24 protein-coding genes and 1 pseudogene are annotated in these 25672 nt (G+C 70.2%); 10 read left to right on the top strand and 15 right to left on the bottom strand.

The window, feature by feature from the left end:
- Positions 1-71: 71 nt before the first annotated feature.
- Entirely contained in the window at positions 72-1757 is a 1686-nt protein-coding gene (locus OO67_RS17050) for a DUF885 domain-containing protein (RefSeq protein WP_033301115.1), read from the bottom strand.
- 68 nt (positions 1758-1825) lie between these two features.
- Positions 1826-2353: an Lrp/AsnC family transcriptional regulator gene (locus OO67_RS17045; RefSeq protein WP_033301114.1), complete on the bottom strand. Its 528-nt coding sequence runs from the start codon at positions 2351-2353 to the stop codon at positions 1826-1828.
- A 59-nt stretch (positions 2354-2412) separates the two neighbouring features.
- Here OO67_RS17045 and OO67_RS17040 point away from each other — a divergent pair, with 59 nt between their 5' ends.
- Positions 2413-3693, top strand: a complete 1281-nt coding sequence (locus tag OO67_RS17040) for a trans-sulfuration enzyme family protein (RefSeq protein WP_051709491.1) — start codon at positions 2413-2415, stop codon at positions 3691-3693.
- On the opposite strand, the pseudogene OO67_RS17035 reads toward OO67_RS17040, so the two are convergent.
- From OO67_RS17035 to OO67_RS17025, 3 genes and pseudogenes are all read right to left on the bottom strand, one after another.
- Positions 3605-5014 (bottom strand): annotated as a pseudogene (locus tag OO67_RS17035) (GNAT family N-acetyltransferase); the annotation flags it as partial. The gene OO67_RS17040 and the pseudogene OO67_RS17035 sit on opposite strands and share 89 nt — an antisense overlap.
- 169 nt (positions 5015-5183) lie before the next feature.
- The gene (locus tag OO67_RS17030; RefSeq protein ID WP_033301113.1) at positions 5184-6764 is read right to left on the bottom strand and encodes an alkaline phosphatase D family protein; all 1581 of its coding nucleotides are present in this window, start codon (positions 6762-6764) and stop codon (positions 5184-5186) included.
- 407 nt (positions 6765-7171) lie between these two features.
- The gene (locus OO67_RS17025; protein ID WP_033301108.1) at positions 7172-8002 is read right to left on the bottom strand and encodes an alpha/beta fold hydrolase; all 831 of its coding nucleotides are present in this window, start codon (positions 8000-8002) and stop codon (positions 7172-7174) included.
- Positions 8003-8137: 135 nt separating this feature from the next.
- Here OO67_RS17025 and OO67_RS17020 point away from each other — a divergent pair, with 135 nt between their 5' ends.
- A complete protein-coding gene (locus OO67_RS17020) occupies positions 8138-9022 on the top strand; it encodes an RNA polymerase sigma-70 factor (RefSeq protein ID WP_033301106.1) in 885 nt (294 codons plus the stop codon).
- A gap of 306 nt (positions 9023-9328) precedes the next feature.
- Positions 9329-10096: a GntR family transcriptional regulator gene (locus tag OO67_RS17015; protein ID WP_033301104.1), complete on the top strand. Its 768-nt coding sequence runs from the start codon at positions 9329-9331 to the stop codon at positions 10094-10096.
- A 121-nt stretch (positions 10097-10217) separates the two neighbouring features.
- On the opposite strand, the gene OO67_RS17010 is transcribed toward OO67_RS17015, so the two are convergent.
- The 3 genes from OO67_RS17010 to OO67_RS17000 all read right to left on the bottom strand — a co-directional run bounded on the left by OO67_RS17010 (position 10218) and on the right by OO67_RS17000 (position 13345).
- On the bottom strand, positions 10218-11375 hold the full coding sequence (locus OO67_RS17010; RefSeq protein WP_033301102.1) for an ROK family protein: 1158 nt from the start codon (positions 11373-11375) through the stop codon (positions 10218-10220).
- 142 nt (positions 11376-11517) lie between these two features.
- On the bottom strand, positions 11518-12168 hold the full coding sequence (locus OO67_RS17005) for a response regulator (RefSeq protein ID WP_033301101.1): 651 nt from the start codon (positions 12166-12168) through the stop codon (positions 11518-11520).
- A gap of 4 nt (positions 12169-12172) precedes the next feature.
- Positions 12173-13345, bottom strand: a complete 1173-nt coding sequence (locus OO67_RS17000) for a sensor histidine kinase (RefSeq protein WP_033301099.1) — start codon at positions 13343-13345, stop codon at positions 12173-12175.
- A gap of 107 nt (positions 13346-13452) precedes the next feature.
- On the opposite strand from OO67_RS17000, the gene OO67_RS16995 reads away from it, so the two are divergent.
- From OO67_RS16995 to OO67_RS16975, 5 genes are all read left to right on the top strand, one after another.
- Complete coding sequence (locus OO67_RS16995) at positions 13453-14388, top strand: ATP-binding cassette domain-containing protein (RefSeq protein WP_033301097.1); 936 nt, start codon at positions 13453-13455, stop codon at positions 14386-14388.
- Between the two features lie 5 nt (positions 14389-14393).
- Positions 14394-15137, top strand: a complete 744-nt coding sequence (locus tag OO67_RS16990; protein WP_033301095.1) for an ABC transporter permease — start codon at positions 14394-14396, stop codon at positions 15135-15137.
- Between the two features lie 125 nt (positions 15138-15262).
- Positions 15263-15700, top strand: a complete 438-nt coding sequence (locus OO67_RS16985; protein ID WP_033301092.1) for a hypothetical protein — start codon at positions 15263-15265, stop codon at positions 15698-15700.
- A 253-nt stretch (positions 15701-15953) separates the two neighbouring features.
- Entirely contained in the window at positions 15954-16403 is a 450-nt protein-coding gene (locus OO67_RS16980; RefSeq protein WP_033301089.1) for a universal stress protein, read from the top strand.
- Positions 16400-17536 (top strand): adenylate/guanylate cyclase domain-containing protein, encoded by a 1137-nt coding sequence (locus OO67_RS16975; protein ID WP_033301085.1) that lies wholly within the window; start codon positions 16400-16402, stop codon positions 17534-17536. Before OO67_RS16980 ends, OO67_RS16975 begins: the two co-directional genes overlap by 4 nt.
- A 31-nt stretch (positions 17537-17567) precedes the next feature.
- Here OO67_RS16975 and mug read toward each other — a convergent pair whose 3' ends face one another.
- From mug to OO67_RS16935, 7 genes are all read right to left on the bottom strand, one after another.
- Positions 17568-18110 carry a G/U mismatch-specific DNA glycosylase gene (gene mug, locus OO67_RS16970; RefSeq protein WP_033301083.1) on the bottom strand — a complete coding sequence of 181 codons (543 nt, stop codon included), beginning with the start codon at positions 18108-18110 and terminating at the stop codon, positions 17568-17570.
- Positions 18111-18135: 25 nt separating this feature from the next.
- The gene (gene purB / locus OO67_RS16965) at positions 18136-19578 is read right to left on the bottom strand and encodes an adenylosuccinate lyase (RefSeq protein ID WP_033301082.1); all 1443 of its coding nucleotides are present in this window, start codon (positions 19576-19578) and stop codon (positions 18136-18138) included.
- A gap of 238 nt (positions 19579-19816) precedes the next feature.
- On the bottom strand, positions 19817-20617 hold the full coding sequence (locus OO67_RS16955; RefSeq protein WP_033301079.1) for an SAM-dependent methyltransferase: 801 nt from the start codon (positions 20615-20617) through the stop codon (positions 19817-19819).
- 129 nt (positions 20618-20746) lie between these two features.
- Entirely contained in the window at positions 20747-21583 is an 837-nt protein-coding gene (locus OO67_RS16950) for an SGNH/GDSL hydrolase family protein (RefSeq protein ID WP_033301078.1), read from the bottom strand.
- Positions 21584-21788: 205 nt separating this feature from the next.
- Positions 21789-22808 (bottom strand): hemolysin family protein, encoded by a 1020-nt coding sequence (locus tag OO67_RS16945; protein ID WP_033301077.1) that lies wholly within the window; start codon positions 22806-22808, stop codon positions 21789-21791.
- Positions 22805-24142, bottom strand: coding sequence for a hemolysin family protein (locus OO67_RS16940; RefSeq protein ID WP_033301076.1), 1338 nt, complete (start codon positions 24140-24142; stop codon positions 22805-22807). Before OO67_RS16940 ends, OO67_RS16945 begins: the two co-directional genes overlap by 4 nt.
- 201 nt (positions 24143-24343) lie before the next feature.
- The gene (locus OO67_RS16935; RefSeq protein ID WP_033301074.1) at positions 24344-24769 is read right to left on the bottom strand and encodes a GNAT family N-acetyltransferase; all 426 of its coding nucleotides are present in this window, start codon (positions 24767-24769) and stop codon (positions 24344-24346) included.
- Between the two features lie 304 nt (positions 24770-25073).
- Here OO67_RS16935 and OO67_RS16930 point away from each other — a divergent pair, with 304 nt between their 5' ends.
- Positions 25074-25301 (top strand): hypothetical protein, encoded by a 228-nt coding sequence (locus OO67_RS16930; RefSeq protein WP_030921856.1) that lies wholly within the window; start codon positions 25074-25076, stop codon positions 25299-25301.
- Positions 25298-25669 carry a hypothetical protein gene (locus tag OO67_RS16925; protein ID WP_031094113.1) on the top strand — a complete coding sequence of 124 codons (372 nt, stop codon included), beginning with the start codon at positions 25298-25300 and terminating at the stop codon, positions 25667-25669. Before OO67_RS16930 ends, OO67_RS16925 begins: the two co-directional genes overlap by 4 nt.
- Positions 25670-25672 lie beyond the last annotated feature (3 nt).

Here is a 25672-nt window from a genome sequence, read left to right as displayed (position 1 = left end):
AGCGAGCGAGCGAGCGGGAGGGGAGGGGCCGGGGGCCGGTGGTCGCGCACCGGCCCCCCGGCGCCGCGCGATCAGAGCTTGGACAGCTCGTCCACGAGGTCGTCCAGGCCGAGCGACCCCTGCGACAGGGCGGCCATGTGCCAGGCCTTGAGGTCGAACGCGTCGCCGTGTGCCTTCCGGGCGTTCTCCCTGCCCAGGAGCCAGGCACGTTCACCCAGCTTGTAGCCGATGGCCTGACCGGGCATCGACAGATAGCGGGTCAGCTCGCTCTCCACGAAGTCCGCGGGCCGGCCGCTGTGGCTGCCGAAGAACTCCTCGGCCAGGGCAGGAGTCCACCGCTCACCCGGATGGAACGGCGAGTCCGCAGGGATCTCCAGCTCCAGATGCATGCCGATGTCGACGATCACCCGGCATGCACGCATCATCTGCGCGTCCAGATAGCCGAGGCGGCGCTCCGCGTCGGGGAGGAACCCCAGCTCGTCCATGAGCCGCTCGGCGTACAGCGCCCAGCCCTCGGCGTTGGCGCTGACCTGCCCGACCGACGCCTGGTAACGCGAGAGGCTGTCGGCCACGTGCGTCCACTGCGCGATCTGAAGGTGGTGGCCCGGCACGCCCTCGTGGTACCAGGTGGAGACCAGGTCGTAGACGGGGAAGCGGGTCTCGCCCATGGTGGGGAGCCAGGTGCGGCCGGGCCGCGAGAAGTCCTCCGAGGGCCCGGTGTAGTACGGAGCCGCGGCGCCTCCCGCGGGAGCGATCCGTGACTCCACTTTCCGTACGCGCTCGGCGAGTTCGAAGTGCGTGCCGTCGAGTGCCTCGATGGCCTCGTCCATCAGGTTCTGGAGCCAGACGCGGACCTCCTCCACGCCCTCGATGTGCTTGCCGTGTACATCGAGGTGGGCGAGCGCCTCCCAAGGACCCGCGCCGGGCAGGATCTTGTCCGCCTCGGCCTTCATCTCGTCCAGCAGCCGGTGGTATTCGGACCAGCCGTACGCGTACGCCTCGTCGAGATCCAGGTCCGTGCCGTTGAACTGCCGTGACCAGCGGGCGTAGCGCTCCCGGCCGACCGTGTCGGGGGCGCCCTCGATCGCGGGGGCGTACACCTCCTTCATCCAGTCCCGCAGCGCGACGAGGCCCGCGGCGGCCTGCCCGGCCGCCTCGTCCAGCTCCGTGCGCAGGGACGCGGGCCCCCCGGCCACGAACTCCTGGAAGAAGCCCGGGCCCTCCTCGCCCGCCCAGGTGCCCAGCTGAGCGATGAACGTCGCGGTCGGCCGCGGGCCGCCGTACAGCTTGCGCTCCAGACCGAGTGCGAGCGAGGCGCGATAGCCCTCCAGGGCGGCCGGAACCGCGCGCAGGCGCTCCACGACCGCGTCCCAGTCCTCGTCCGTCGCCGTAGGCGTCGCCGAGAACACATCCCGGAGACTGTGCGCCGGGGAGTGGATGTTGGAAACGGCCCGCAACCCCTCCTCGGCCTCATGGACGGCGAGTTCGGCGGTCAGGCGCTCCCTGAGCAGCCGTGCGCAACGCCTTTCCTGGTCGGCGTCCGCCCCCGGCACCTGCTCCGCGGCGTCGAGCTCCCTGAGGGTGCTGCGGATGAGTTCGGCCATGGCGGCCTGCCCGGCGGGCGAGAAATCGGGCAGGAGGCGGGAGCTTTCCGCGACACCGAGATAGGTACCGGTGATCGGGTCGAGTTCGATGTAGGCGTCGACATAGGCGTCGGCGACCTGGCGCGGCAGTGCGCTGCTCGGTGTGTCTGACATGTGGACATCCTCGTACGCCGAAGGCCTTCGCGTCACGGGGAACAGGACTTCGGCCAGGTGAAGATCCCTTACGGCGTGGAGGAGCCGGGAAGCGCCTCCGAGGCCGCCGGACTGCGCGGTCCTCTCGTGGGCGGCATCAGCGGGCCGCACTCCCACTGCTGGAAGATCAGCCGGGTCTCCACACGTGCCACCTCCCTGCGTGAGGTGAACTCGTCCAGCACCAGGCGCTGGAGGTCGGTCGGGTCCGCGACGGCCACGTGCACGAGGTAGTCGTCGGGCCCGGTGAGATGGAAGAACGCCCGGGACTCCGGCAGCGCCCTGATCCGTTCGACGAACGGGCCGATGAGTTCCCTGCGGTGCGGCCGGACCTGAACCAGCAGCAGGGCCTCCAGGCCGCGGCCGAGCCGCGCCGGATCGAGCCGCAGCCGGTGCCCGAGGATCACACCGGACCGGCGCAGCCGTGCCACACGGTCCAGACAGGTGGACGGCGCCACGCCGACCTCGGCGGCGAGCTCTCGGTACGTCGTCCGCGCATCGTTCTGCAGAAGGCGCAGAATGTGCAGATCAACCGGATCCAGAACGACGGATTCAGACATCCGGCGAACGTAGCACGGCCGAACGGCCTCTTCTCCCGGTCACTGTTCAGTCTGGTGACATGGACACCGAAGCCTCCTCGCTGACACCCCAGCCCCCCTTCCGGTCCAGGGCGCTCGCCACCGAAGCCGTGCACGCCGGACGCGACGATCTCGCCTCTCTCGGTCTGCACGCCGCACCGATCGACCTGTCCACCACCTACCCCTCGTACGACTCCAGGGGTGAGGCCGCGCGCATCGACGCCTTCGCCACCACCGGAGCCAGGCCCGACGGGCCGCCCGTGTACGCACGACTGGACAACCCCACGACGGCTCGCTTCGAGACGGCACTGGCCCGGTTGGAAGGCGCCGGGAGCGCGGTCGCCTTCGCCAGCGGAATGGCGGCGCTCACCGCCGTGCTGCTGGCGCGCGCGAGTTCGGGGCTACGCCACGTGGTCGCGGTGCGTCCGCTCTACGGCTGCAGTGACCACCTGCTGGGCGCCGGACTGCTGGGCACCGAGGTGACCTGGACGGATCCTGCGGGCATCGCCGAGGCGATCCGCCCGGACACCGGCCTGGTGATGGTCGAGACGCCCGCCAACCCGACCCTCGCCGAGATCGACATCCGGGCTGTGGCGCACTCGTGCGGCTCCGTGCCGCTCCTCGTCGACAACACCTTCGCCACCCCCGTACTGCAGCGGCCGCTCGAACACGGAGCCCGCATCGTGCTGCACAGCGCCACCAAGTACCTCGGTGGGCACGGTGACGTGATGGGCGGTGTCGTCGCCTGCGACGAGGAGTTCGCGGCGGTCCTGCGGCAGGTGCGGTTCGCCACCGGAGGCGTTCTGCACCCGATGGCCGGCTATCTGCTGCTGCGCGGTCTCTCCACGTTGCCGGTACGGGTCCGGGCCGCGTCGGCCGCCGCGGCGGAACTGGCCCGGAGGCTTGCCGCCGACCCCCGTATCGCGCGGGTGCACTACCCGGAGACCGGCGGCGCGATGGTCTCCTTCGAGGTGTTCGGGGACCCCCACAGGATCATCGCGGGAGTCCGGCTGATCACGCCCGCCGTGAGCCTCGGCAGCGTGGACACCCTGATACAGCATCCGGCCTCCATCAGCCACCGCATCGTGGGTGAGGGAGACCGGAGGGCCGCGGGTGTCGGTGACCGCCTGCTGCGCATGTCGGTCGGTCTCGAGGACGTCGAGGACCTCTGGGCGGATCTGTGTCAGGCGCTCAGTGCCGGAAGCGCTGTTCCGCCTGCCCGTTCCGAGGCAGCGGTCCGGACGTCGCCCCTGACCGGCTCACAGGTTCCGTCGCCGGCTGGTCGGGCGCCTGGGCAGGAACCGCGGTCAACCGGGCGGTGATGACCAGGGTGCCCTCCTCGATCTGGTAGTCGAGAGGCAGCGAGAGCGCCCGCATCGCGGCGACCATGCCTGTGTTGTGGGCCTGTGTCACCGCGTACACGCTCTCGCAGCCCGCCTCGACGGCCAGGGCCACCAGTCGGCTGAGGAGCTCGGAACCGATACCGCGGCGCTGCCAGTCGTCCTCGACGAGGAGGGCGACCTCGGTCTCGTCCCCGTCCCAGAGCAGATGGCCCAGTGCGACCAGCCGGCCCGAGGCTGTCTGCACGGCGAGCGTGCGGCCGAAGCGCGGGCTCAGCAGGTGGTCCAGATACCGGTCGGCGTCACGGACCGGACCGTGGTAACGCAGGCCGAGGGTGTCCTCGGAGCAGCGGCCGTGCATGGCGAGGGCCGCGTCGAGGTCGCCGCGGTCCGCGCGGCGCACGGTGATCTCGTTGCCCTCGGGCAGGGTGAGGACGTCCTCGCTGCGCGGCACGCGAGGGCCGAGCCGTGCGTCGAGCTCGACCAGGGCCCGGGCACGGGCGAACTCGGTCGGGGTGAAGGGGAGATAGGGGCGCTCGACGGTGATGACCCCGCCGGACGGATCACGCAGGCGCATCACGGTGTCCTCCAGGACCCCTTCCACCGGCGCGCTCTCGCCGGTGGGGCGGCCGCCGACCGACAGTGCGGGCAGTGAGTGGATGGTGCACCGGCCCAGGAGCTGGCGCAGGGCCAGCGGGAGCTCGGCAGCGTCCAGCGCTGTGCGGGTGGCGAGCCCGAGGACCCGGGTGGGCGTGTCCACCAGGTCGTGGGCGTCCGCGCGCTCGATCCAGGTGGAGGACCCGCCGGCGGCGGAGATCTCCCGGGTGAGCTGCTGCGCCGGCAGCGTCGCGGGCGCACGCAGCAGGAACTCGTCGACGGTGCCCTCGGCCAGCGGGTGGGTCTGCAGGGTCAGGATGTCCACCCGGTGACGGGCCAGGGCGATGCAGAGCGCCGCCAGGGCGCCGGGGGAGTCCCGCACGGTCGTCCGCATCCGCCACAGCGCCGTCTCGGCCGCCTCACCGGCACCGGCGGAGGGGCGCTCCGCATCGACGCCGGCGCCGGTATCGGCCTCCGGGGGCGGTGCGTGGCTGTGCCGCCGTGCCCACCATGTGTGGAAGGCGGCCGTGGCCACGAGTGCCACGGCCGAGGCGATGAGCAGGTAGGGGCCGTCGGGCTGGTGCCCGATCAGATTGGCGATCGCGTCGGCCACGGCAACCGCCGTGAAGAGCGCGGCCAGTTCGATCAGGTCCCGCCGCCAGTGGTGCGGACGGCGGGCACTCTTCGCGGATGTCACATCAGTCATGCCCTCACTGTGACCGAACGGTGTTGCCTGATCACGAACGCATTGTGACTGATGGGTTACGTGTGGATCTGGTCGTCTTCAACACCTTTTCCAGGCCCTCGCCTCGCTCGCCTCCCGCCGGGCCCGGCCCCAGGGCATCGGCTCGGACCGAAGCCCGGTCCACTCCCCGTCACTGCCCGGTACGCCCTGGCTGCAACACCTTGCTGAACAGGACCGTGCCGCCCTGCGCCCGAAGCCGCACGGTCAGCTCCCCGCTCCCGCCGTCGATGTCGACCTCCCCGAAGAACTGCGGCGACTCCATGGGGGACACGTTCGCCCGGTCCGGTGCCCGGACGAAGACCCGCTCCGGGCCGAACGTCCCGTCCAGCGCGTTGGCCGGGAACCCGCCTGCGGCGAGCGGTCCGGAGACGAATTCCCAGAACGGTGCGAAGTCCTTGAAGGCCGCGCGCTCGGGGGCGTAGTGCTGAGCGGAGGTGTAATGCACGTCGGCCGTCAGCCAGACGGTTCCGGTGATACGCCGGTGCTTGATGTGGCGCAGCAACTCCGCGATCTGCAGCTCACGCCCCAGCGGTGCGCCCGGGTCTCCCTGTGCGACCGCCTCGAAGTCCGTGGCTCCGTCCGGGACCACCAGCCCCAGCGGCATGTCGGCGGCGATCACCTTCCACACGGCCCGCGACCTCGACAGTTCGCGCTTGAGCCAGCTCAGCTGCTCGGCGCCCAGGATGCCCGTGGTGTCGTCGGGCTGCCGGCCGGGGGAGTTGGCGTTGCGGAAGGACCGCATGTCCAGCACGAACACATCGAGCAGGGGGCCGTGCCTCACGACGCGGTGCATGCGGTGCTCGTGCGGGGATTCCCGCAGCGTCGGTGCCGGGAAGTACTCACGGAAGGCCCGCATCGAACGTGCCGCGAGGAGATCCACGTTCTTCTCGGTGTAGCGGACGTCGTCCAGGATCTGCCCCGGGTACCAGTTGTTGCGCACCTCGTGGTCGTCCCACTGGATGATGGAGGGAACCTGTGCGTTGAACGCCCGCAGGTTGTCGTCGAGCAGGTTGTACCGGAAATTCCCGCGGTACTCGTCAAGGGTCTCCGCGACCTTCGACTTCTCCGGCGTCGTGATGTTGCGCCAGGTCCGCCCGTCAGGCAGTTCCACGCTCGGTTCGAGCACCCCGTCCGCGTAGATGTTGTCTCCGCTGCACAGGAAGAAGTCCGGGTCCAGCCGGCGCATCTCGTCGTACACCCGGTAACCGCCGATGTCGGGGTTGATGCCCCAGCCCTGTCCCGCGATGTCGCCGGACCAGAGGAACCGCACCCCGTCCCGGCGGCGAGCCGGAGCCGTCCGGAAGGTTCCGTACACAGGTTTGCCGGTGCGGCGGGGGTCGTGAGGGTCCTCCAGCGTGACGCGGTAGTGCACCTGCTCGCCGGCCGGCAGCCCGTACACCGGGGTCGTCCCGGTGAAGTCCGTACGGGCGCCGATCAGCGGGCCGTGCCATGTGCGGGCCCGGCGGAAGGAATCGGTCGCCGACGTCTGCACCACCATCCGGGCGGGCCGGTCCGAACGCACCCACACCAGGGCGGAGGACGCCGTCACGTCACCGACCTGCACACCCCAGGACGCACTCGGCCGGCCCGAAAGTGCGAACGCGGGCGCGGCGGTGACCGCTGTGGGCACAGCCACCGCGGCCGAGGCCATGAGCGAGCCGCGCAAGACCGTGCGGCGGCGGGGGGCGGGGATGAGGGGACGGTGCGTCATCGATGCGCCTCCATGGGCGGGAGTGGCTGCCGGGACAGCGGGGGGCGTGCGGGACGGGTGCAGACCCATACCTAGTCCCCGGCAGCGGCGGGCACGCCAACCGCAGATGAACAACCGGTCGGAGCCTCCACGCCTCGACCTGCCCGGGGCCGGAGCGTCGGGCCTCCTCAGGACCGCCCCGGCCTGGAGACGGATGCCGCGCGTGCTTCCTCTCCGGGCCGAACCCCGTGTCAGCCGCACTCGACCGTGCCGCCGGCCGGCGTGGTCAAGGTCGTGGGAAGACCTCCTGCCGGGGCCGGGGCCGGGCCGGGGTCGCGCTGGGCTCGGCGTTCCGGGGCGGGTCGGGGCCGGGCCGGGGTCGCGCTGGGCTCGGCGTTCCGGGGCGGGCGGCGTCGCGGTCCAGGACGTCAGCGACTCGTGTCGAGAATGACTCGTGCCACGGCGGCGGGGTCGTCGTTCATCGGGACGTGCCCGCATCGCGGAAGGCGGACGAGCCGTGCGCCGGGGATCACGTGCTTGGCCCTGACGCCCTGCCGGCGCAGGAGCAACCGGTCCTTGCTGCCCCAGGCGATGCTGACGGGTACGTCGGGTACGTCGTCGGTGAACGTGACGGTCAGGCCTGCCTCGAGAGTCTGACGGAAGCCGGTCGCTTCACGCAGCGCGACCGTCTCCGACACGACCGAAGCGGGCGAACGGCGGCCGGGGCGCGCGTATATGGTGCTGGTCAGCGCGGTACGGCCGGTCGAGGTCTTCGCGAGCCGCTCGATCATCGGCATCGGCATGGAGAGAGCCGCCCCCCGCATCGCCCGCAACACTCCGAAGGCGTAGCGGCGCTCGCTCCGCGTCCAGAACCCGGCCGGGGACAGCGCCGTCACCGTACGCACCAGCTTCTCGCGGCCCAACTCCAGTGCCAGCAGGCCCCCGAGAGAGTTACCGACGACATGAGGGCGTACCACGCCGAGCGTGTCGAAGAACGAGCCGAGCACCGGGACCATGGTCCGCAGATCGTAGGCGAGCCCGTCGGGCAGGGCCGGTGAAGCACCGAATCCCGGCAGGTCGACGGCTATGACGTCGCGTTCGGCCGCCAGGATGCGCAGGACCGGATCCCACGCCTGACGATGATGGCCTATGCCGTGAAGCAGCACCAACGGCTCTCCGGTCCCCTTGCGTTCGTACGACACGCTGACGACGCGACGGCCGACGGGGAAGTCGACTGCGAAAGAGACCGTGGTGGCCATACTGCTCCTCGGGACGGACCTGCCTGGCTGAACGAGACTGTCCGTCAGCAATGATTACCGCCCGGTAGCTTGTAGTTCAAGGGGTGTGCGCGATTCCCGCTGGACACCCTCCGGCGCGTCGGCTGGGATGAGAAGGTGACTGCCGACACCGCGACCGACATCTTCGAAGAACACCGGCCCTTCCTCACCGGGGTCGCCTACCGCATGCTCGGCCGTGTCGCCGATGCCGAGGACGTGGTGCAGGAGGCGTGGCTGCGCTGGTCGTCGGCCGAGCGCGACGATGTGCGGGAGCCCCGGGCCTTCCTCGTGCGGATCACCACGCGTCTGGCCATCGACCGCCTGAGGCACCTGCGGTCCCGGCGCGAGGCGTACGTGGGTCACTGGCTGCCCGAACCCCTGGTCACCGAATTCGGCCCGGCCGTGCCCGATTCCGCGGAGCGCGCGGTGCTCGCCGACTCCGTGTCCTTCGCCGTGCTGGTCGTCCTCGAGACCCTCTCACCGCTGGAGCGAGCGGTCTTCGTCCTGCGCGAGGCCTTCGGTTTCCCGTACGCGGAGATCGGCGCCGCTCTCGACCGGTCCGAGGCGGCGGTGCGGCAACTCGCAGGCCGCGCCAAGCGTCACGTGGAGGAGCGCAAACCGCGGTACGACGTGGATCCGGCAGTGCGGCGTGATCTCACCGAGGGTATTCTCGCGGCCGCCTCGGGTGGCGATCTGGAGCAGATGCTCGCCCTGCTGGCACCCGATGTCCGCCTTGTCAGCGACAGCGGAGGCAAGGCGAAGGCGGCGCGGCGCGTCATCGAGACCGCGGACAAGGTCGGCCGCTTCCTCTTCGCCGTCGGGAACGACCTGCCGTCCGGTACGGAGGTGCGCACCGTGGAGCTCAACGGCGGCCCCGCTCTGGTGTTCAGCCTGGACGGTGTGGTGGACACGGTTCTCCAGGCGGACGTCAGCGGTGGGGTCATCCGGTGCGTCTACGTCATCCGCAATCCCGACAAGCTCGCCAGGGTGCCCGTGGGTTAGCGGCCCCACTTCCGGAAGCGCTGCAGCCCCCGCAGCCCCCGCGGCCGAGGGAGCCCCCGGCCGCGCGGTTACAGAGCCCCAGGAGCCCCACGGACGGAGTCGGCCGTGGGGCTCCGTGTCGCCTGGGCTCACAGCCGCGCGAACGTCCCGTGAACGCTCTGCGGCAGTGGACCGTTTCGCTGCGTTACGGGGCGAGGATTGGTCTTGACCAAGGTGGTTCGCCGTCCTAAGGTCTGAACGATAAGGCAGGAACCTTTAATAAATAACGTCGCGGAAACAAGCCACCGGGCGGATGCGGAGGACAGGGTGGGGACCACGCAGCTGGAATCGGTGCAGGAGCCGAAGTACTGGCACCTCAAGACCGTGCTCAGTGAGGCACTCGACTCGGACTTCTCCGTGGGCGAGGTACTCCCCAACGAGAGGGACCTCGCCCAGCGATTCGGTGTCGCCCGGGCGACGCTCCGTCAGGCACTGGAGCAGCTCGAGCTCGAAGGAAGGCTGCAGCGCCGCCGTGGGGTGGGCACGACCGTCGCCCCGCCCCGGGTCGGAGTGGCCGTCGCCACCGCACAGCACGGCTGGGCGGGGGAGGACACGGACGGGGCATGGCAGCCCGTCGAATGCACCACCGCGACCGCTCCTTCCGCAGTCGCCGCCATGCTCGACACGGACAGCGGGGAGCTCGTGCACGTGGTGCGCCGTATCCGGGTCGCCCACGGGCAGGCCGTGGCGGCGGAACTCCTGTACGTCCCCAGCTCCTCCGTGCCCGAGCTCTCCGCCATCGAAGCGCCGTCAGGGCCGGTCCGGGCCCGACGGGTCCTGAAGGAGCTGCACCGCCTCGACCTGGACGGGCAGGACCGCTCGGTCGAACTCGGGTCGGCGCGCGCGGACGATGCGAAGGAGCTCGACCGGCTCCCGGGCGCTCCCGTCCTCGTCGTCACCACCCGGTACCTCGCCGCCGCCGGCACGGCAGCTGTCTCCGTCGCCACGTACAGGGCGGACACCTGCCGGCTCACCTTCGGGGACTCCGGGGCGCTGGAGATCAGCCACGACGAGCAGGAGCGCAAGGCCTCCTGACGTCACCGGGAGGCCGAAGGCAAGGCCTCCTGGACCCGTCTCTGCCGGGAGGGTCCTGCCCTCTCCGGCGCGGAGGCCCGAACGCCAGGCCGATCGGCCCGCTTCACACGGCCCGTCGCATTCAGCGGCGGGCCGTCACCGTCCCCTCCACGGCGAAGAGCTGCTCCTCCACATGGTCGAGCGCCAGACGCAGTGCGCCGGTGGCGACGGCCGCCTCCCCGAGGAGCGAGAGGGTCACCCGGGGCGGACGGAGGCAGTAGCGGGCGAGCTCGTCGCGGAGGGGACCGAGGACCCCGTCCAGGCCGGCGGCCCACCCGCCGATCACCACCACCTCCGGATCCAGCGCCAGCACGAGAGCCGCGACGTCGTGCACCAGCCGTTGGATGAACCGTGCGACGGCGGCCTGCGCCCCGGCGTCGCCGTCCCTGGCCTTGGCGAAGACGGCGGCGACTGCGTGTTCGTCCAGAGGGTCCAGCGGGGTGTCCGTCGTGGAGAGCAGGTGTTCCGGTGTCACATCGCGGCCCAGGAGATGCAGTGCCCCGATCTCCCCGGCCGCACCGCCGAACCCGCGATGCAGCCGTCCGCCGATCAGTGAACCCGCGCCCGGGCTCAAGCCCGCCAGGACGAAGACGATGTCGTCGGACTCGGTCGCCGCACCCTTCCAGTGCTCCGCGACCGCTGCGGCGTTGGCGTCGTTCTCCACCAGGACGGGGCACCGGAAGGATCGCCGCAGTCTCTCGCCCAGCGCGAGTCCGGTCCAGCCCGGGAGAGCCGTGCCCAGCCGCACGGTGCCGTCGGCCTCGACGATGCCCGGACTGCCCACTCCGACCGCACGCAAGCTGTTCCGCTGCACGCCGGCACGTCGCAGCGCGTCGGCGATCATGCCTCTGACCTGGTCGAGTCTGTCGTCCGCGCACGCCGTCTCGGAGACGTCCCGTGAGCCTGCGCCGACGATCCGTCCGTCCAGTCCGGACAGAAGGGCGGAGACCCGGTGCGGGCCGATCTCGATGCCCAGCAGATAACCGGCTTCGGCACGGAACCTGAACCGCCTGGCAGGACGCCCTTGGCGCCTCGTTCCGCTCTCGTCGGGCAGCGCCTCCACCACCAGACCCGCGGAGAAGAGGCCTTCGACGACTCCCTCGACCGTCGGACGTGACAGACCTGTGATCCGGGTCAGATCCGTGAGCGTGGGCGAATCCGCCCCTCGCAGGGCGTGCAGCACCACTGCGGAGTTGATCCTCCGCAACAGGGACGGGTCCCCACCGGTCAGCCGGCCCACCGTGTGTCCTCCCAGGTCGCGCGCATGTCTGCCGGATCGTACTCGCTGGCCCCGACCGCGGCGACCAGCACCCGGAGCGAGGCAACCGCAGCCGTTCGTGGGTCCGGTCGCGGGCCCAGCCGTGGGGCCGGGCCACGCTCGGTCAGCTCGGAGCCACGAAGCCGGACTCGTAAGCGGCGATCACCGCCTGGGTGCGGTCCCTGGCTCCCAACTTCGCAAGAACCGCGCTGACATGTGTCTTGACCGTCTCCAGACCCACGATGAGCTCGGCGGCGATCTCGGCGTTGGACAGACCTCGTGCCATGAGGCGGAGTACTGCCCCTTCGCGGTCGGTGAGCGCCGCCCGGTCCATCGCTTCCCGCGCCTTGCTCGTGCCGTATTCCGCGGCGAGCTGCCGGACCGCAGCTGGGAACAGCAGTGACTCTCCCTCCGCCACCAGCCGAACCGCATGCACGATCTCGGAGGGCCGGGCCCGCTTGAGCAGGAATCCGTCGGCGCCCGCGCGCAGTGCGTCGTAGACGTACTCGTCGTTCTCGAAGGTGGTCACCACCAGGATCTTGGGTGGCTCGGCGATGGTGCGCAGGACCGCCCGGGTCGCTTCGATGCCGTCCATCAGAGGCATGCGCACATCCATCGCCACGACGTCCGGCCGCAGTCGGCTCACCAGAGGGATCACCGCCGCACCGTCGGCGGCCTCACCCACCACCTCGATGTCGGGCTGCGCTTCCAGGACCACGCGTAGCCCCGCGCGCACCAGAGGTTCGTCGTCGACCAGGAGAACGGTAACCGGCATCCGGTCAGCGTATGCCGTCCAGTGGAAGGCTCGCGTGCACCCTCCATTCGCCTCTGTCCGGGCCCGTCACGGCCCGGCCGCCCAGCAGGGCTGCCCGTTCCCGGACCCCTCTCAGCCCGCTGCCGCCGCCCGGGCCGCGCGGCGACGGGAGGAGTGGGTTGGCCACCTCCAGCTCGAGCCGTTCCTTCACCACGGCAATCCTCACCCGTACGGGAACGGCACCGGCGTGACGCAGCACGTTGGTGAGGGACTCCTGCAGAATCCGGTATCCCTCGCGGGACACCGGGCCGGGCACCAGCTCCAGCGGGCCGGTCATTTCGGCGTCGATGCTCGCCCCGGAGCCGCGGGCCGAGTCCAGCAGCCGTCCGGCTTCGACGAGGGTCGGGCGTCCGCTGACGGGAACATCGGACTCGCGCAGCACTCCAAGGACGCGCTCCAGATCGTCCAGGGCGTTGCGGCCCGTCTCCTCGATGGCGGCGAGTGCCCGCGCAGTGAAGTCCGGGTTCCCCGCAGTCCGGGCGGCCCCTGCCTGTACCACCGCGACGGTCAGCGCGTGTCCGATCGAATCATGGAGCTCGCGCGCTATCCGGTTGCGCTCCAGCAACTGTTCCGTGCGCTCCTCCAAGGCGGTCATCCGCTCGGTCGGCGACGGTCCCAGAAGAACGCGGGCTACCGCCGTGGCCATGTCGCCGCACAGGACGACCAGACCGAGAAGCAGCAGGATCGGCAGGGGTGCCAACAGGGCGCACCACCAACCCGGCTCGACACCCCGGGCCAGCCAGTCATCGCTCGGATCCGTCCCGAACGAGGCTCGCACGAGATCGACCGATGTCGCCGGCAGCCAGACCGTCGCGAAGCACGTCACTGCCGCGAGGACCAGCCGCACCTCCAGCCAGACAACAGTGCGCCAGCGGTCTGCCCATGTCGCGGCGGGCCCGGCGGAGATCGTGGCATCGGGGCGGCCCCGCTGCTCGGGAGTGAGGAGCAACTGCGCCTGCACCCCTTCGGCCAGACGCATCGCCGGAAACAGCCCGACAGGTATCACGAAGAGGAACGTCATCCACGGCTTGCTCGGGGAGATGAACAGCCACACACCGGCCATTGCGGCCGGAATGAGCAGATGCAGCCAGCGACTGTACGTCGTCGGTCTGGCCGGCGTTGCGAAGAAGCGGCGCATGCGGCAATCGTGCCAGGGCAGGCCGGGCGGCGACTCCCCCGGGAGAGGGAGACGATCCACCCGGGCGGGGGAGGCCAGGGGCCGGAGCCGAGGGCCAGTCTGGAGTCATGACCAGCATCGACGTGCATGACATCACCAAGGACTACGGCACCGCCCGTGCCGTGGACCATCTCACGTTCAGCGTACGACCGGGCCGGGTGACCGGCTTCCTCGGGCCCAACGGTGCGGGCAAGTCGACGACCATGCGCCTGGTCCTCGGTCTGGACCGGGCGACCGGCGGCTCCGCCACGATCGGTGGACAGCCCTACGCCTCGCTGGGCAATCCGCTGCGCCGGGTCGGCGCACTGCTCGACGCCCAGGCGGCACACGGCTCGCGCACCGCACGCAATCACCTGCTCGCCCTCGCCACCAGTAACGGTATAGCGGGCAGCAGGGTCGAAGAGGTGCTCATGGAGGTCGGTCTGGGCTCTGTCGGCCGGAGGCGGATCAAGACGTTCTCGCTCGGGATGCGGCAGCGGCTCGGTATCGCCGCGGCGCTTCTCGGTGATCCGGAGGTGGTGATGCTGGACGAGCCGTCGAACGGGCTGGATCCGGAAGGCATCGTCTGGATCCGAGAGCTCCTGCGGAAGCTGGCCTGTGAGGGGCGCACGGTGCTGGTCTCCAGCCACTTGATGAACGAGACCTCCTCGTTCGCCGACCACCTGATCGTCCTGGGCAAGGGGAGGCTCCTTGTCGACATGCCGATGCGAGAGTTCCTCGCTTCCCGGAGCCGGCCCGGCGTCCAGCTCCGGACGAGGGATGGCACACGGCTGCGCGACGCGCTGATCCGCAAGGGGCACGAGCCGGTGCGGGGTGACGACGGCCGCTGGACTGTCCACGGAGCCACGGCGGAGGAGATCGGTGCCCTGGCCGCCTCCGAAGGCGTCCCTCTGCTCGAACTCGTCGAAAAACAAGCCACGCTGGAAGAGGCCTACCTCGGTCTCACGGCGACCGAGACGGAATTCGCCGCCACGTCGTCCCCCACCGCCGGCCAGGAGGCCTGACCAGCATGACCATGTCGACCACCGCGGTACTGAACTCCGAATGGATCAAGATCAAATCGGTACGGTCTGTTGCCGGCTCCCTCATAGCCGTCTTTGCCGTCACCCTCTCCGTCACCGTGCTCGCCTTCTCCACCGTCGGGCAGGCAGAGGCGGACAACCCTGGTAACGACCTTCTCTTCCACGCCTTCTACGCGCTGAACTTCGGTCAGATCGCGGCCATCAGCTTCGGCGCGACCGCTCTCTCCTCCGAATTCCTGAACGGAGGCCTGCGGATATCACTCACGGCAGTCCCCAGCCGCAGCCTGTTCTACGTGGTGAAGATGGCAGTGGTCGGCGGGCTCGCCCTGATGGTAGGGCTGATCACCAGCTTCGCCACATTTCTGGTGGGGCAACTGTTCATGGGTGAGTATGCGGTCCGGCTTGGGGAACCAGGCACCCTGCGAGCCGCGTTCGGTGGCGGCGTCTACCTGGCATTGATGGCCCTGTTCGCAGCGGGACTGACGGCGGTATTGCGCAGCGCGGTGGCTGTGCTCAGCCTGCTCATCCCCTTCATTCTGATCGTCTCCTTCGTGGTGGGAGACATGGCGGGAGGTGTTGCGCAGTACTTTCCGGACCGGGCCGGTCAGTTGGTGCTCCACCAGAATCCCGAGGGGGGCCCAGGGCCGTGGACCGGGCTGGCCGTCACCGCGGGGTGGGCCGCTGTCGCCCTTCTCGCAGGCTGGTGGACGGTGCGGCGCAGAGACGCGTGAACAACCGCGGGTGATTGCCTCAGCTCCAGCGGACCTGACAGGACAAGGGTTTTGAAGCAGGCCGTCGACCACCGCTGGATGTCCCAGAGAGGTCGAGTGTCAGTGCGAAGCGCTTTACTGACGGTATGACCACCGCACATCACCTCCGCCTCATCGACGGGATGCGCACCAAGAGCTTCCCTCCGGAGCGCGTTCCCTCGGGCGCGGGAGTCAGCGGGCCTGGCTACCACACGGCGCTCCTCGTGGGCGAGGACGCCCACGAGGGGGGAGACGAGGCGGACCGGGTGGAACGCAGGGCGCAATGCCTGGCGGAACACGATGCCCTGGTCACTCTGCTCACACTGCGCTGGGGCGAACCACAGGTCGTCAGTCTGTGGAGCGCGCAGGAACGCATGATGGCAGGTGAGGTGATAGCCGAACCTTGGGTCGAACCCGTCGCGAGCTGTGAGTACCTCCAGTTGTGGCACGAGGAGGGCCGGTGGATAGCCGTGGTGCTCTACCAGCAGGATGACGGGCCGGGCTGCGAGTTGGGCGTTCTGGTCACCGTGGTCGACCCGCCCTGACGTCGAGGCTGTCGTGCCCCGGTCGAGGAGGCCCACGGCGCCGGCGACGCCTTCTGTGCCTGAGGCAGAGTGAAGTCCTCGAGGGCAGAGTCGCCTGCCCGATCGACGGCACCCCCGGCCCTACGGAACGGACCGGCCGCTGGCACCGTGGGCGTGGTGTGCCCGCCCCTGCGGGGCCACCCCCTCTTGCCCGGCGGGCTCGCCGCCCTTATCTTACTCCGGAGTAAGTTTACTCTCTGGTAAGGAGGTTGTCTTGGTCGCCTACCGGACTGTCATGGTCGGCACCGACGGCTCGGAGTCGTCGTTCGCAGCGGTCGAGGGCGCGGCCCGACTCGCCGCCGTCTGCGGGGCCGAACTCGTGATTGCCTGCGCGTACCTGCCGATGCGCGGGCCTGAGCTCGCCCTGGCGCAAGACCAGTTGGGGGTCGAGGCGTATCAGGTGGTGGGATCGGCACCCGCCGAGGACACCCTGCGTACCGCCAGGGACCGGGCCCGCGCGCAGGGTGCGGCGAACGTGCGGTCGGTCGCGGTGCAGGACGAACCGGTTGCCGCACTCGTACGCGTCGCGCGGGAGTGCTCGGCCGATCTCCTGGTAGTGGGGAACCGGGGGCTGCGCTCGCTCGCCGGGCGCATCCTCGGCTCCGTACCCGCGGACATCGCCAGAAAGGCAGACCTCGATGTGCTGATCGTGCACACCACATGAGTGCGGCAGAACCGGCGGAGGAACCAGCGGTCCCGTCCGGCGTCGACGACCTGCGCCGGGCCATCGAGGAGGTGCTGCTCGGGGGCGGCCGCATCTGGACGAGAGGGGACGTCGCCGAGCGGTCCGGAGTGGGGTCCGAGCGGACCGTGCAGATCTGGCGTGCGCTCGGGTTTCCGATGGTCGACGACGACGCAAGGGTCTTCACCGATGCCGACGTCGACGCGCTGCGCGCGGGGGAGCGGCTCATCGAGGCCGGGCTCATCACCGAGGAGAGCGAGACGATGATGGCCCGCGCTCTGGGGCACCATCTGTCCCGGCTCGCCGAATGGCAGGTGCACACCCTCTGGACCTGGATGAACCGTGACTCGGGTGCCCCCTCGGGCGGAGAGGAGTTGATGGACCACGCGGCGGCACTGCTGATGGAGATGGAGCTCTTACAGCGGCACGTGTGGCGTCGGCACCTGGCGGCATACACCGGACAGGTGCTCGGCAAGGCGGAGGAGGACGTGCTCGTCGGGCGGGGAGAAGGGCCTCCTGCGTCGGGGGGCGAGCCGACGGCCGCAGCGGCGGGCAGGCCCGTGCCACCCGGCGACGGTGCTGACGTCCGCGACCGCGCGGTGGGATTCACCGACATGGTCGGCTACACGAGGATGACCCGTGGACTCGACAGCGCCGAACTGGCCGGAGTGCTCGACCGGTTCGAGAGCCTGACCGGTGACGTGGTCGCCGAAGGCCGGGGCAGGGTGGTGAAGACCATCGGTGACGAGGTGCTCTTCGTGTGCGAGTCGGCGTCGGGGGCCGCTGACATCGCCTTGGAGCTCACCGCCCGCGTCGAGGCGGAACAGGCACTGCCGCAGGTGCGGACGGGACTCGCCCACGGTGCCGTCCTCGGCCGCTTCGGCGACGTCTACGGGGCGGCGGTGAACGTCGCGGCCAGGCTCACAGCGGTGGCCCGACCCGACACCGTTCTGGTCAACACGGCCTTCGCCGGCGAACTGGCGGGAATGGCGGCCTACGAACTCAAGGTGCTCCGCCCGGTGTCGGTGCGCGGGTACAGCAGGCTGCGTCCGGTGCTGCTGAGGCCGGTTCGGCGCGTCGGCCGGCCGCCTCGTAGAGGGGGGCGCAACGGGTGACGGTAACGCTCCGAGGCGGTGCCCCGGAGCGTTACCGGCCCGGGGTAACCGCCGCCAACAGGCGGGCGTACTCCTCGGCCATGGTGCTCACCGTCCAGTGGGCGTTGAGTCCGCTCGGGTTGGGCAGCGCCCAGACCCGCGCGCCGCCGATCGTCCGCTCCTGGGGGCCGATCCGCGCTCGGCGATCACCGAAAGCCGTGCGGTAGGCCGTGACACCGACGACGGCCAGCCATCGGGGACCCAACTCCTCCACCTTGGCCGACAGAATCCTTCCGCCCTCACGGAACTCCTCGGTGTCGAGCTCGTCCGCCCGCGCCGTGGCCCTCGCCACCACATTGGTGATGCCCAGGCCGTACCCCGGCAGCTGATCCTGTTCCGACGGTTTCAGCTGTCTGGGTGTGAAGCCGGACCGATGCAGCACGGGCCAGAACCGATTGCCCGGGTGGGCGAAGTGGTGCCCCGTAGCAGCAGTCATGAGACTCGGGTTGATTCCGCAGAACAGCACGCGGAGACCGCCCGCGACCACGTCGGGCACGACGCGATCGCGGGCCGCCAGGAGTTCCTCGGGGCTCATTCGTCAGAGGGCGCGGAGCCGGCCGTCAGAGGATGGAGCCGGGGGTGTACGCGGCTGCTGCCGGGTGCTGCTTGGCGATCTCCTCGATCCTCGACACCAGAGCCGTGACCTGGTCGCCCGCCGCACCCGTGAACGAGAGCTTGTCCGCCATCAGGGCATCGAGCTCCCCCCGCCCCAGCGGGATCCGCTCGTCGGCGGCCAGCTTGTCCAGCAGCTCGTTGCGCTCCGCACCCTGCTCCCGCATGGCGAGTGCAGAAGCGACCGCGTGCTCCTTGATGGCCTCGTGCGCGACCTCGCGGCCTACCCCGGCCCGCACCGATCCCATCAGCACCTTGGTCGTGGCCAGGAAGGGGAGGTAGCGGTCCAGCTCACGTGCGACGACCGCAGGGAACGCGCCGAACTCGTCGAGCACGGTGAGGAAGGTCTCCAGCAGGCCGTCGAAAGCGAAGAAGGCGTCCGGCAGTGCGACCCGGCGGACCACTGAGCAGGAGACATCGCCCTCGTTCCACTGGTCACCCGCCAGCTCCCCCGTCATCGACGCGTATCCGCGCAGGATGACCATCAGGCCGTTGACGCGCTCGCAGGAGCGGGTGTTCATCTTGTGCGGCATCGCCGACGAGCCGACCTGGCCCGGCTTGAAGCCCTCGGTCACCAGCTCGTGTCCGGCCATCAGCCGGATGGTCTTCGCGACCGACGAGGGCGCGGCGGCCAGCTGCACCAGCGCGGTCACGACGTCGTAGTCGAGGGAGCGGGGGTAGACCTGGCCGACCGAGGTGAAGGCGTGCGCGAAGCCGAGGTGTCCGGCGATGCGCTGCTCCAGGTCGGCGAGCTTGCCCGCGTCGCCGCCGAGCAGGTCGAGCATGTCCTGCGCCGTGCCGACGGGCCCCTTGATGCCGCGCAGCGGGTAACGGCCCAGCAGGTCCTCCAGCCGTCCGTACGCCACCAGCAGCTCGTCCGCGGCGGTCGCGAAGCGCTTGCCGAGCGTCGTCGCCTGCGCCGCGACGTTGTGTGAACGGCCGGCGATGACCAGCTCGCCGTACTCCGCCGAGAGCTTGCCCAGTCGCGCCAGCACCGCCACGGTGCGGTCGCGCATCAGTTCCAGGGAAAGCCGGATCTGCAGCTGCTCGACGTTCTCGGTGAGGTCCCGCGAGGTCATGCCCTTGTGGACCTGCTCATGGCCGGCGAGAGCGTTGAACTCCTCGATCCTGGCCTTCACGTCGTGTCGGGTGACCTTCTCGCGCTCGGCGATGGAGGCGAGGTCGACCTGGTCGATCACTCGCTCGTAGTCCGCCGGCGCGGCGTCGGGCACCTCGATCCCGAGGTCCTTCTGAGCGCGCAGCACCGCCAACCACAGCTGACGTTCCAGCTTCACCTTCTGCTCGGGGGACCAGAGGACGGCCAGCTCCGTGGAGGCATAGCGGCCGGCCAGGACATTGGGGATGCGAGGCTTCGCAGACACAGCAGTCACGTGTCCTGATTCTACTGGCGGTTTGTGCAGGTCCACGCCGCGGGCCGCTATGTGGCTTCCTACGAAGGCCCTGCCCGGCAGTCGCTCGTCCGGCAGTCCGCCGTCCGGCACTCGGCCGTCCGGCAGTCCACCGTCCGGCACTCGGCCGTCCGGCACTCGGCCGTCCGGCAGTCCGCCGTCCGGCACTCGGCCGCCTCGCAGTCGGTTGCCCTGTGACCGGTGGCCGGGCAGCCGACCCTCATGGCTTCACGGCCACGAAGCCCCACTGGTCCACCGGCTCACCGGCCGCAGGCTCCTCGGGCCGCCACAAGCTGATCGAACCGAACCCGGGCGCGACGAGATCGAGCCCGTCCGCGAAGGAACGCACGATCTCCTTGGGGCGCGAGATGTACGGCATGGCGCCACCATCGGCGTACTCGTCGGAGGCTGCCAGGGTCTCCTCCGTCTCGATGGTGTCGCAGAGCATCAGGAAGCTTCCGGAGGGGACGGCGTCGAGATAGCGGCGCAGGAGAGCGGCGGCCTCGACCGGGTCGGCGACATGCCCCAGGGTGGACAGCACCATCAGTGCCACTGGTTGCCGCAGGTCCAGTGTTCTGGCGGCCTCCCGCAACACGGTCCCGGTGTCCCGCAGATCGGCGTGCACATAGTCCGTGGCGCCTTCAGGGCTGCTGGTCAGCAGGGCGCGAGCGTGGGCGAGCACGATCGGGTCGTGGTCCACGTACACGACGCGTGCCTCGGGGGCGACGGCCTGGGCCACCTCGTGGGTCGCGTGCGCGGTCGGCAGGCCGGTGCCCAGATCGAGGAACTGCCGAACCCCGGCCTCCTCGGCCAGATAGCGCACCGCCCGTGCCTGAAAGCGCCGGGAGGCACGGGCGATATCGATGATCTGGGGGTAGAGCTGCTCCATCGTCGCGCCCAGCCGACGGTCCACCTCGTAGTTGTCCTTGCCGCCCAGCCAGTAGTTCCAGACCCGTGCCGAGTGGGGCGTGGTGGTGTCGATTCCGTCCGCCGGTACCTCGATGTCCGGTACGCCGCTCATGGGCACTCCCCGTTCCGGTGCCCAGGGTGCTCCTGTGCGGTGAGCACCCATGCTGTCCCACCAGCCACACGCCCAACAGGTACAACTGCGCCAACCCGGAAGGCCACCTCTACCGATCCGTCGGGGCGGTCAGCCGTCCAGTCGCCGCCAGCCGGTCACCGGCCCGGGAGACGCATCGTCCCTGGGAGTGATGTAGTACGCCTTCCCGAGCGCTGTGTCGAAGTGTGCGCCGGCGCGGCCGTCACCGGACGAGCGCCCGGTCAGGCGCCGCCCGATCCACGGAAGCAGATGCTGCCGGGCGAACCGGACGTCGTCGATCCGGCGCTGCGCCCACCGAGCGGGCGCGGACACGGGCATCGGGGTCTCCCAGGCGCTCTCCGCAGGGAGCCCCAGCGTCTGCCACACCGCCTCCGCGACCCTCCGATGCCCCTCGGCCGTCAGGTGCAGCCGGTCGACGTCCCACATCCGCGGATCGCCCAGCGACGGCGCGCCGTACAGGTCGGCCACCAGCGCACCATGGCGCTCGGCCAGATCGCCGACGAGTGAGAACAGCTCCTCCATACGAGGGCGGAAGCGTTCCATGACCGGCCCGTTCCGGCCGGGGCTGCGCATCAGTACCAGGGTCTTGCAGGAGGGCGCGAGGCGCTCCACCGCCTCCTCCAGCCGGCCGCGGACCATACCCATGTCGCACTTCGGCCGCAGGGTGTCGTTGAGCCCGCCGACGAGCGTGATCACATCCGGCTGCAGCGCCGCCGCGACCGGGACCTGCTCGTCCACGATCTGGCCGATGAGCTTCCCCCGTACGGCGAGGTTGGCATAGCGGAATCCCGGCGCGCGGGCCGCGAGACGGGCGGCGAGGACGTCGGCCCAGCCGCGGTACGAACCGTCGGGCAGCAGATCCGACATGCCCTCGGTGAACGAGTCGCCGACCGCGACAAGACTGGTGTAGGAGGCATTCAATTCCATGGCGCTGCCGATCGTACCGCGACGGCGGCCCGCTGCCCGTGGGCCGCCGGAGCGGCGGCCGCCGGGACCCAGGAGGCGTGGGGAGCCAGGAGGCCGTCAGGACGCGGCAGACCGGCCAGGACGCGGCAGACCCGCCGGGAGACGGAAAAGGGACGCGACAGCTGCCGCGTCCCCCTTCGTGCCGTTCCGTCACCGGTTGCCGGCGTCAGCGTGCCTGGGGTCTGCCCACCAGCTCACGCAGTACGTCCTCCATCGTGATCATGCCAGCCAGCCGGCCGTCCTCGTCGAGTACGGCGGCCAGATGCGTTCGGCTCCGCCGCAACGCCGTCAGCACGTCGTCCAGCGGTGTCGACGCGCGCACCCGGGCGATCGGCCGCAGTGCCGACACCGGGAACGGCACGTCCCGTGGCGCGGCGTCCAGGGCGTCCTTCACGTGGAGGTACCCGATGATGCGCTGCTCGCTGTCCATCACGGGGAACCGGGAGAAGCCGGACTCGTGGGAGAGGCGCTCCAGCTCCTCCGGAGTCGTGCCGACCCTCGTGTACAGCACCCGGTCGACCGGGAGGAGTACGTCCTGGACGGGGCGGCGGCCCAGTTCCAGCGCGTGGCGCAGACGGTCCGCCGACCGGTCGTCGACGAGCCCGGAGTCCTCGGCGTCCTTGACGAGGCGCGCCAGCTCGTCGTCGGAGAAGGTCGCGGAGACCTCGTCCTTGGTCTCCACCCGCAACAGCTTGAGCAGGGTGTTCGCGAACGCGTTGATCGTGAAGATCACCGGCTTCAGCGCCCTGGCGAGAGTCACCAGGGGCGGTCCGAGCAGCAGCGCGGTACGGGCGGGCTCGGCCAGCGCGATGTTCTTCGGCACCATCTCGCCCAGCAGCATGTGCAGATACGTCGCCACGGTCAGGGCGATGACGAACGAGATCGGGTGCACCAGCCCGTGCGGCACCCCTACCGAGTCGAAGACGGGCTCCAGAAGATGGGCGATGGCGGGCTCGGCGACGATACCGAGCACCAGGGTGCAGAGCGTGATGCCCAGCTGTGCCGCCGCGAGGAGCGCCGACACGTGCTCGAGCCCCCAGATGACGCTCCGGGCCCGCCGGTTCCCGGCTTCGGCTTCGGGCTCGATCTGACTGCGGCGTACGGAGATCAGCGCGAACTCCGCGCCGACGAAGAAGGCGTTGACGACCAGGGTCAGCAGGCCGATGAAGAGCTGGACTGCGGTCATCGTTCGTCCTCCGCCGGCTCGTCGCTGCCGGGCAGCGGCGCGTGCAGCAGCGCACGCGCGGCACGGTGCCCCGAGGCGTCCACCACGTCGATCCGCCAGCCCGCGAGCTCCACGGTGTCGCCGACCACCGGAATGCGGCCGACCTCCGTGGCGATCAGCCCGGCCAGTGTTTCGTACGGCCCGTCCGGGACCCGCAGTCCGATCGTGCGGAGCTGGTCCGTGCGGGCCGCTCCGTCGGCGGACCACAGGGTGCGCCCGTCCGCGTCCTCGCCCGCTGCCGCCAGGTCGGGGGTCTCGTGCGGGTCGTGTTCGTCCCGCACCTCGCCGACGACTTCCTCCACGATGTCCTCCAGCGTCACGACTCCCGCCGTACCGCCGTACTCGTCGATGACGACGGCCATGGCCAGCTTCCCGGAGAGCCGGTCCAGCAGGCGGTCGACGGTGAGCGTCTCCGGCACCAGCAGCGGTTCACGCAGCATGTCCGACACCCGCTTACGAGGCCTCTGGTCCGCGGGAATGGCCAGCACGTCCTTGATGTGCGCGACGCCGACGACCGTGTCCAGACTGCCCCGGTACACGGGGAACCGGGAGAGGCCGGTCGCCCGGGTGGCGTTCGCGACGTCCTCGGCGGTCGCCTGTACCTCGAGGGCGGTGACCTGGACGCGGGGGGTCATCACGTTCTCCGCGGTCAGTTCGGACAGGTTGAGTGTGCGGACGAAGAGTTCGGCGGTGTCCGCCTCCAGCGCCCCCTCCTTCGCGGAATGGCGCGCCAGGGCGACCAGCTCCTGCGGGCTGCGAGCCGAGGCCAGCTCTTCGGCCGGCTCGAGGCCGAAGCGCCGCACGATCCGGTTGGCGGTGTTGTTGAGGTGGCTGATGAAGGGCCGGAAGATCGCGGTGAACGCACGCTGTGGCGCGGCGACCGTCCTGGCGACGGCGAGCGGGGAGGAGATCGCCCAGTTCTTCGGTACGAGTTCACCGACCACCATCAGGACCACGGTGGACATCGCGGTGCCGATCACGAGTGCCAGCGAGGAGGACACACCGGGCGACAGCCCCGTCGCTTCCACCGGTCCCCGGATCAGCTTGGAGATGGAGGGCTCGGAGAGCATGCCCACGATCAGATTGGTGACGGTGATACCGAGCTGCGCGCCGGAGAGCTGGAAGGTGAGGCTGCGCACGGCCTTGAGCGCTCCCGCCGCTCCACGGTCCCCCCGCTCGACGGCCCGTTCGAGCTCGCCGCGCTCCACGGTGGTCAGAGAGAACTCGGCCGCCACGAACGCACCGCAGGCGAGGGAGAGCAGCAGCGCCACGAGGAGCAGGAGCACTTCGGTCATCGGTTCACCTCCGTCCCATGATCGGGCAGGGGCAGGAGGTTTGCGCGATGTCGGCGGTATCTACTACTGGGGGGCTCGCCCATGGGCGGACGCTCACACCTTTCAAGAGGTCGGACGGTCGGGGATCCATAGTAAAGGATCGGCAAAATACCCTGTCCGACAGACGGTTTTCGGCTGGGCACAGGCTTTCGGTGGTGCCGGTCAGGGTCGCACGGACTTCACCCAGCGCCGCCAGTGGCCCTCGCGATGGTAGCCAGCCGAGCCCCATGTCCGGTGTGCCCGCTCGTTCGACTCCAGGACCATGGCGTCGATGCGTCGCCCGCCCAGGGCGAGGAACCGCCGTTCCGCGGCGTCCATCAGGGCGGTGGCGATGCCTTGCCGACGCCGGTCGGGGTGCACGGCGAGCCGGTACGCGGAGCACCGCCATCCGTCGTAGCCGGCTATGACGGTCCCGGTGATCCGGCCGTCCTGTTCCGCGAGAAGCAGGGCCTCGGGGTCCCGCGAGATCAGCCGCGCCACTCCTTCGTGGTCGTCGGTGATGCTCGTTCCTTCCGCGGCCTCGCGCCAGAACCGCAGCACGGCGGCGATGTCCGAGGGTGCGGCGCAGCGGATGTCGAGATCATTCATGGTCCGAGCCAATCAGAACGTCCGAGGCGGGAGCGAGCGCTTTCCGGCGCCGCGTCCCCGACGGTCCGGCCCCGTGCCCGGCTGTACCCGGTCCACGCGACTCGGTGCGGCCGGACACCCGTGCCGGATGAACCCGCCCGCGCGTGCCCCGCCCACGGTCGCGTCCTCGCCGTGCGGCCGGAGGGCCGCGCCTGCCCCGGAGTGCTCGGCAGTCGCACGACGAACCGCAGCGCGCCCCCGGTCGCTGCCGCTGCCTCGCCCGCTCCCCTTGCGAGTGCTAGCGCACACGCGCTAGCGTGATTCCGTGCCCAAGACTCAGCTGAACGTTCGAGTGGACGAGGCCACCGCCGAGGCAGCGCGGCAGCGCGCCCTGCAGCGGGGGATGAGCGTGAACCGCTACATAGAGGAGCTCGTCAAACAGGATGCGGGCGAGGTGGGACACACCTTCGTCGAGGCCGCGGCCGACTTCATGAAGCAGTACGAGTCGGTGTTCGCCGAAGAGTTCGGCCCGGAGCGCAAAGGCACCCGTTGAACCTGCAGATCGACCTTTCCTGGCTGCTCATGGTCGCCGAGCACAAGACGCCCGGTGACCCACAGGTCGTCGACTGGGGCGCGCTCGTCGCCGCTGTCAGCCGGCACGAAGCGGAGATCTTCGGCAGCCCCGTCTACAGCGATCCGCATTCCCGGGCGGCCGCCATGCTGCAGCTGCTCCTCCACGTGCCCGCCCTCGAGCACTCCAACGCGATGTTCGCCTCCGCCGTCGCCTACGGCTACCTCGTCGCTTCAGGGCTGAAAGTCATCACTTCTCCCGAGCAGGTGCGCGATCTGGCCAGGCTGGTGAAGGAGGGCAAGGCCGACGTCAGGGCCATCGCCGACGAGCTGCGCCGTTGGAGCCTGTGACCC

The sequence above is a fragment of the Streptomyces atroolivaceus genome, assembly GCF_000717025.1.
GTDB lineage: Bacteria > Actinomycetota > Actinomycetes > Streptomycetales > Streptomycetaceae > Streptomyces > Streptomyces atroolivaceus.
The sequence above is the reverse complement of the archived record's forward strand: the minus strand, read 5'-3'. Positions and strand labels throughout refer to the sequence as shown.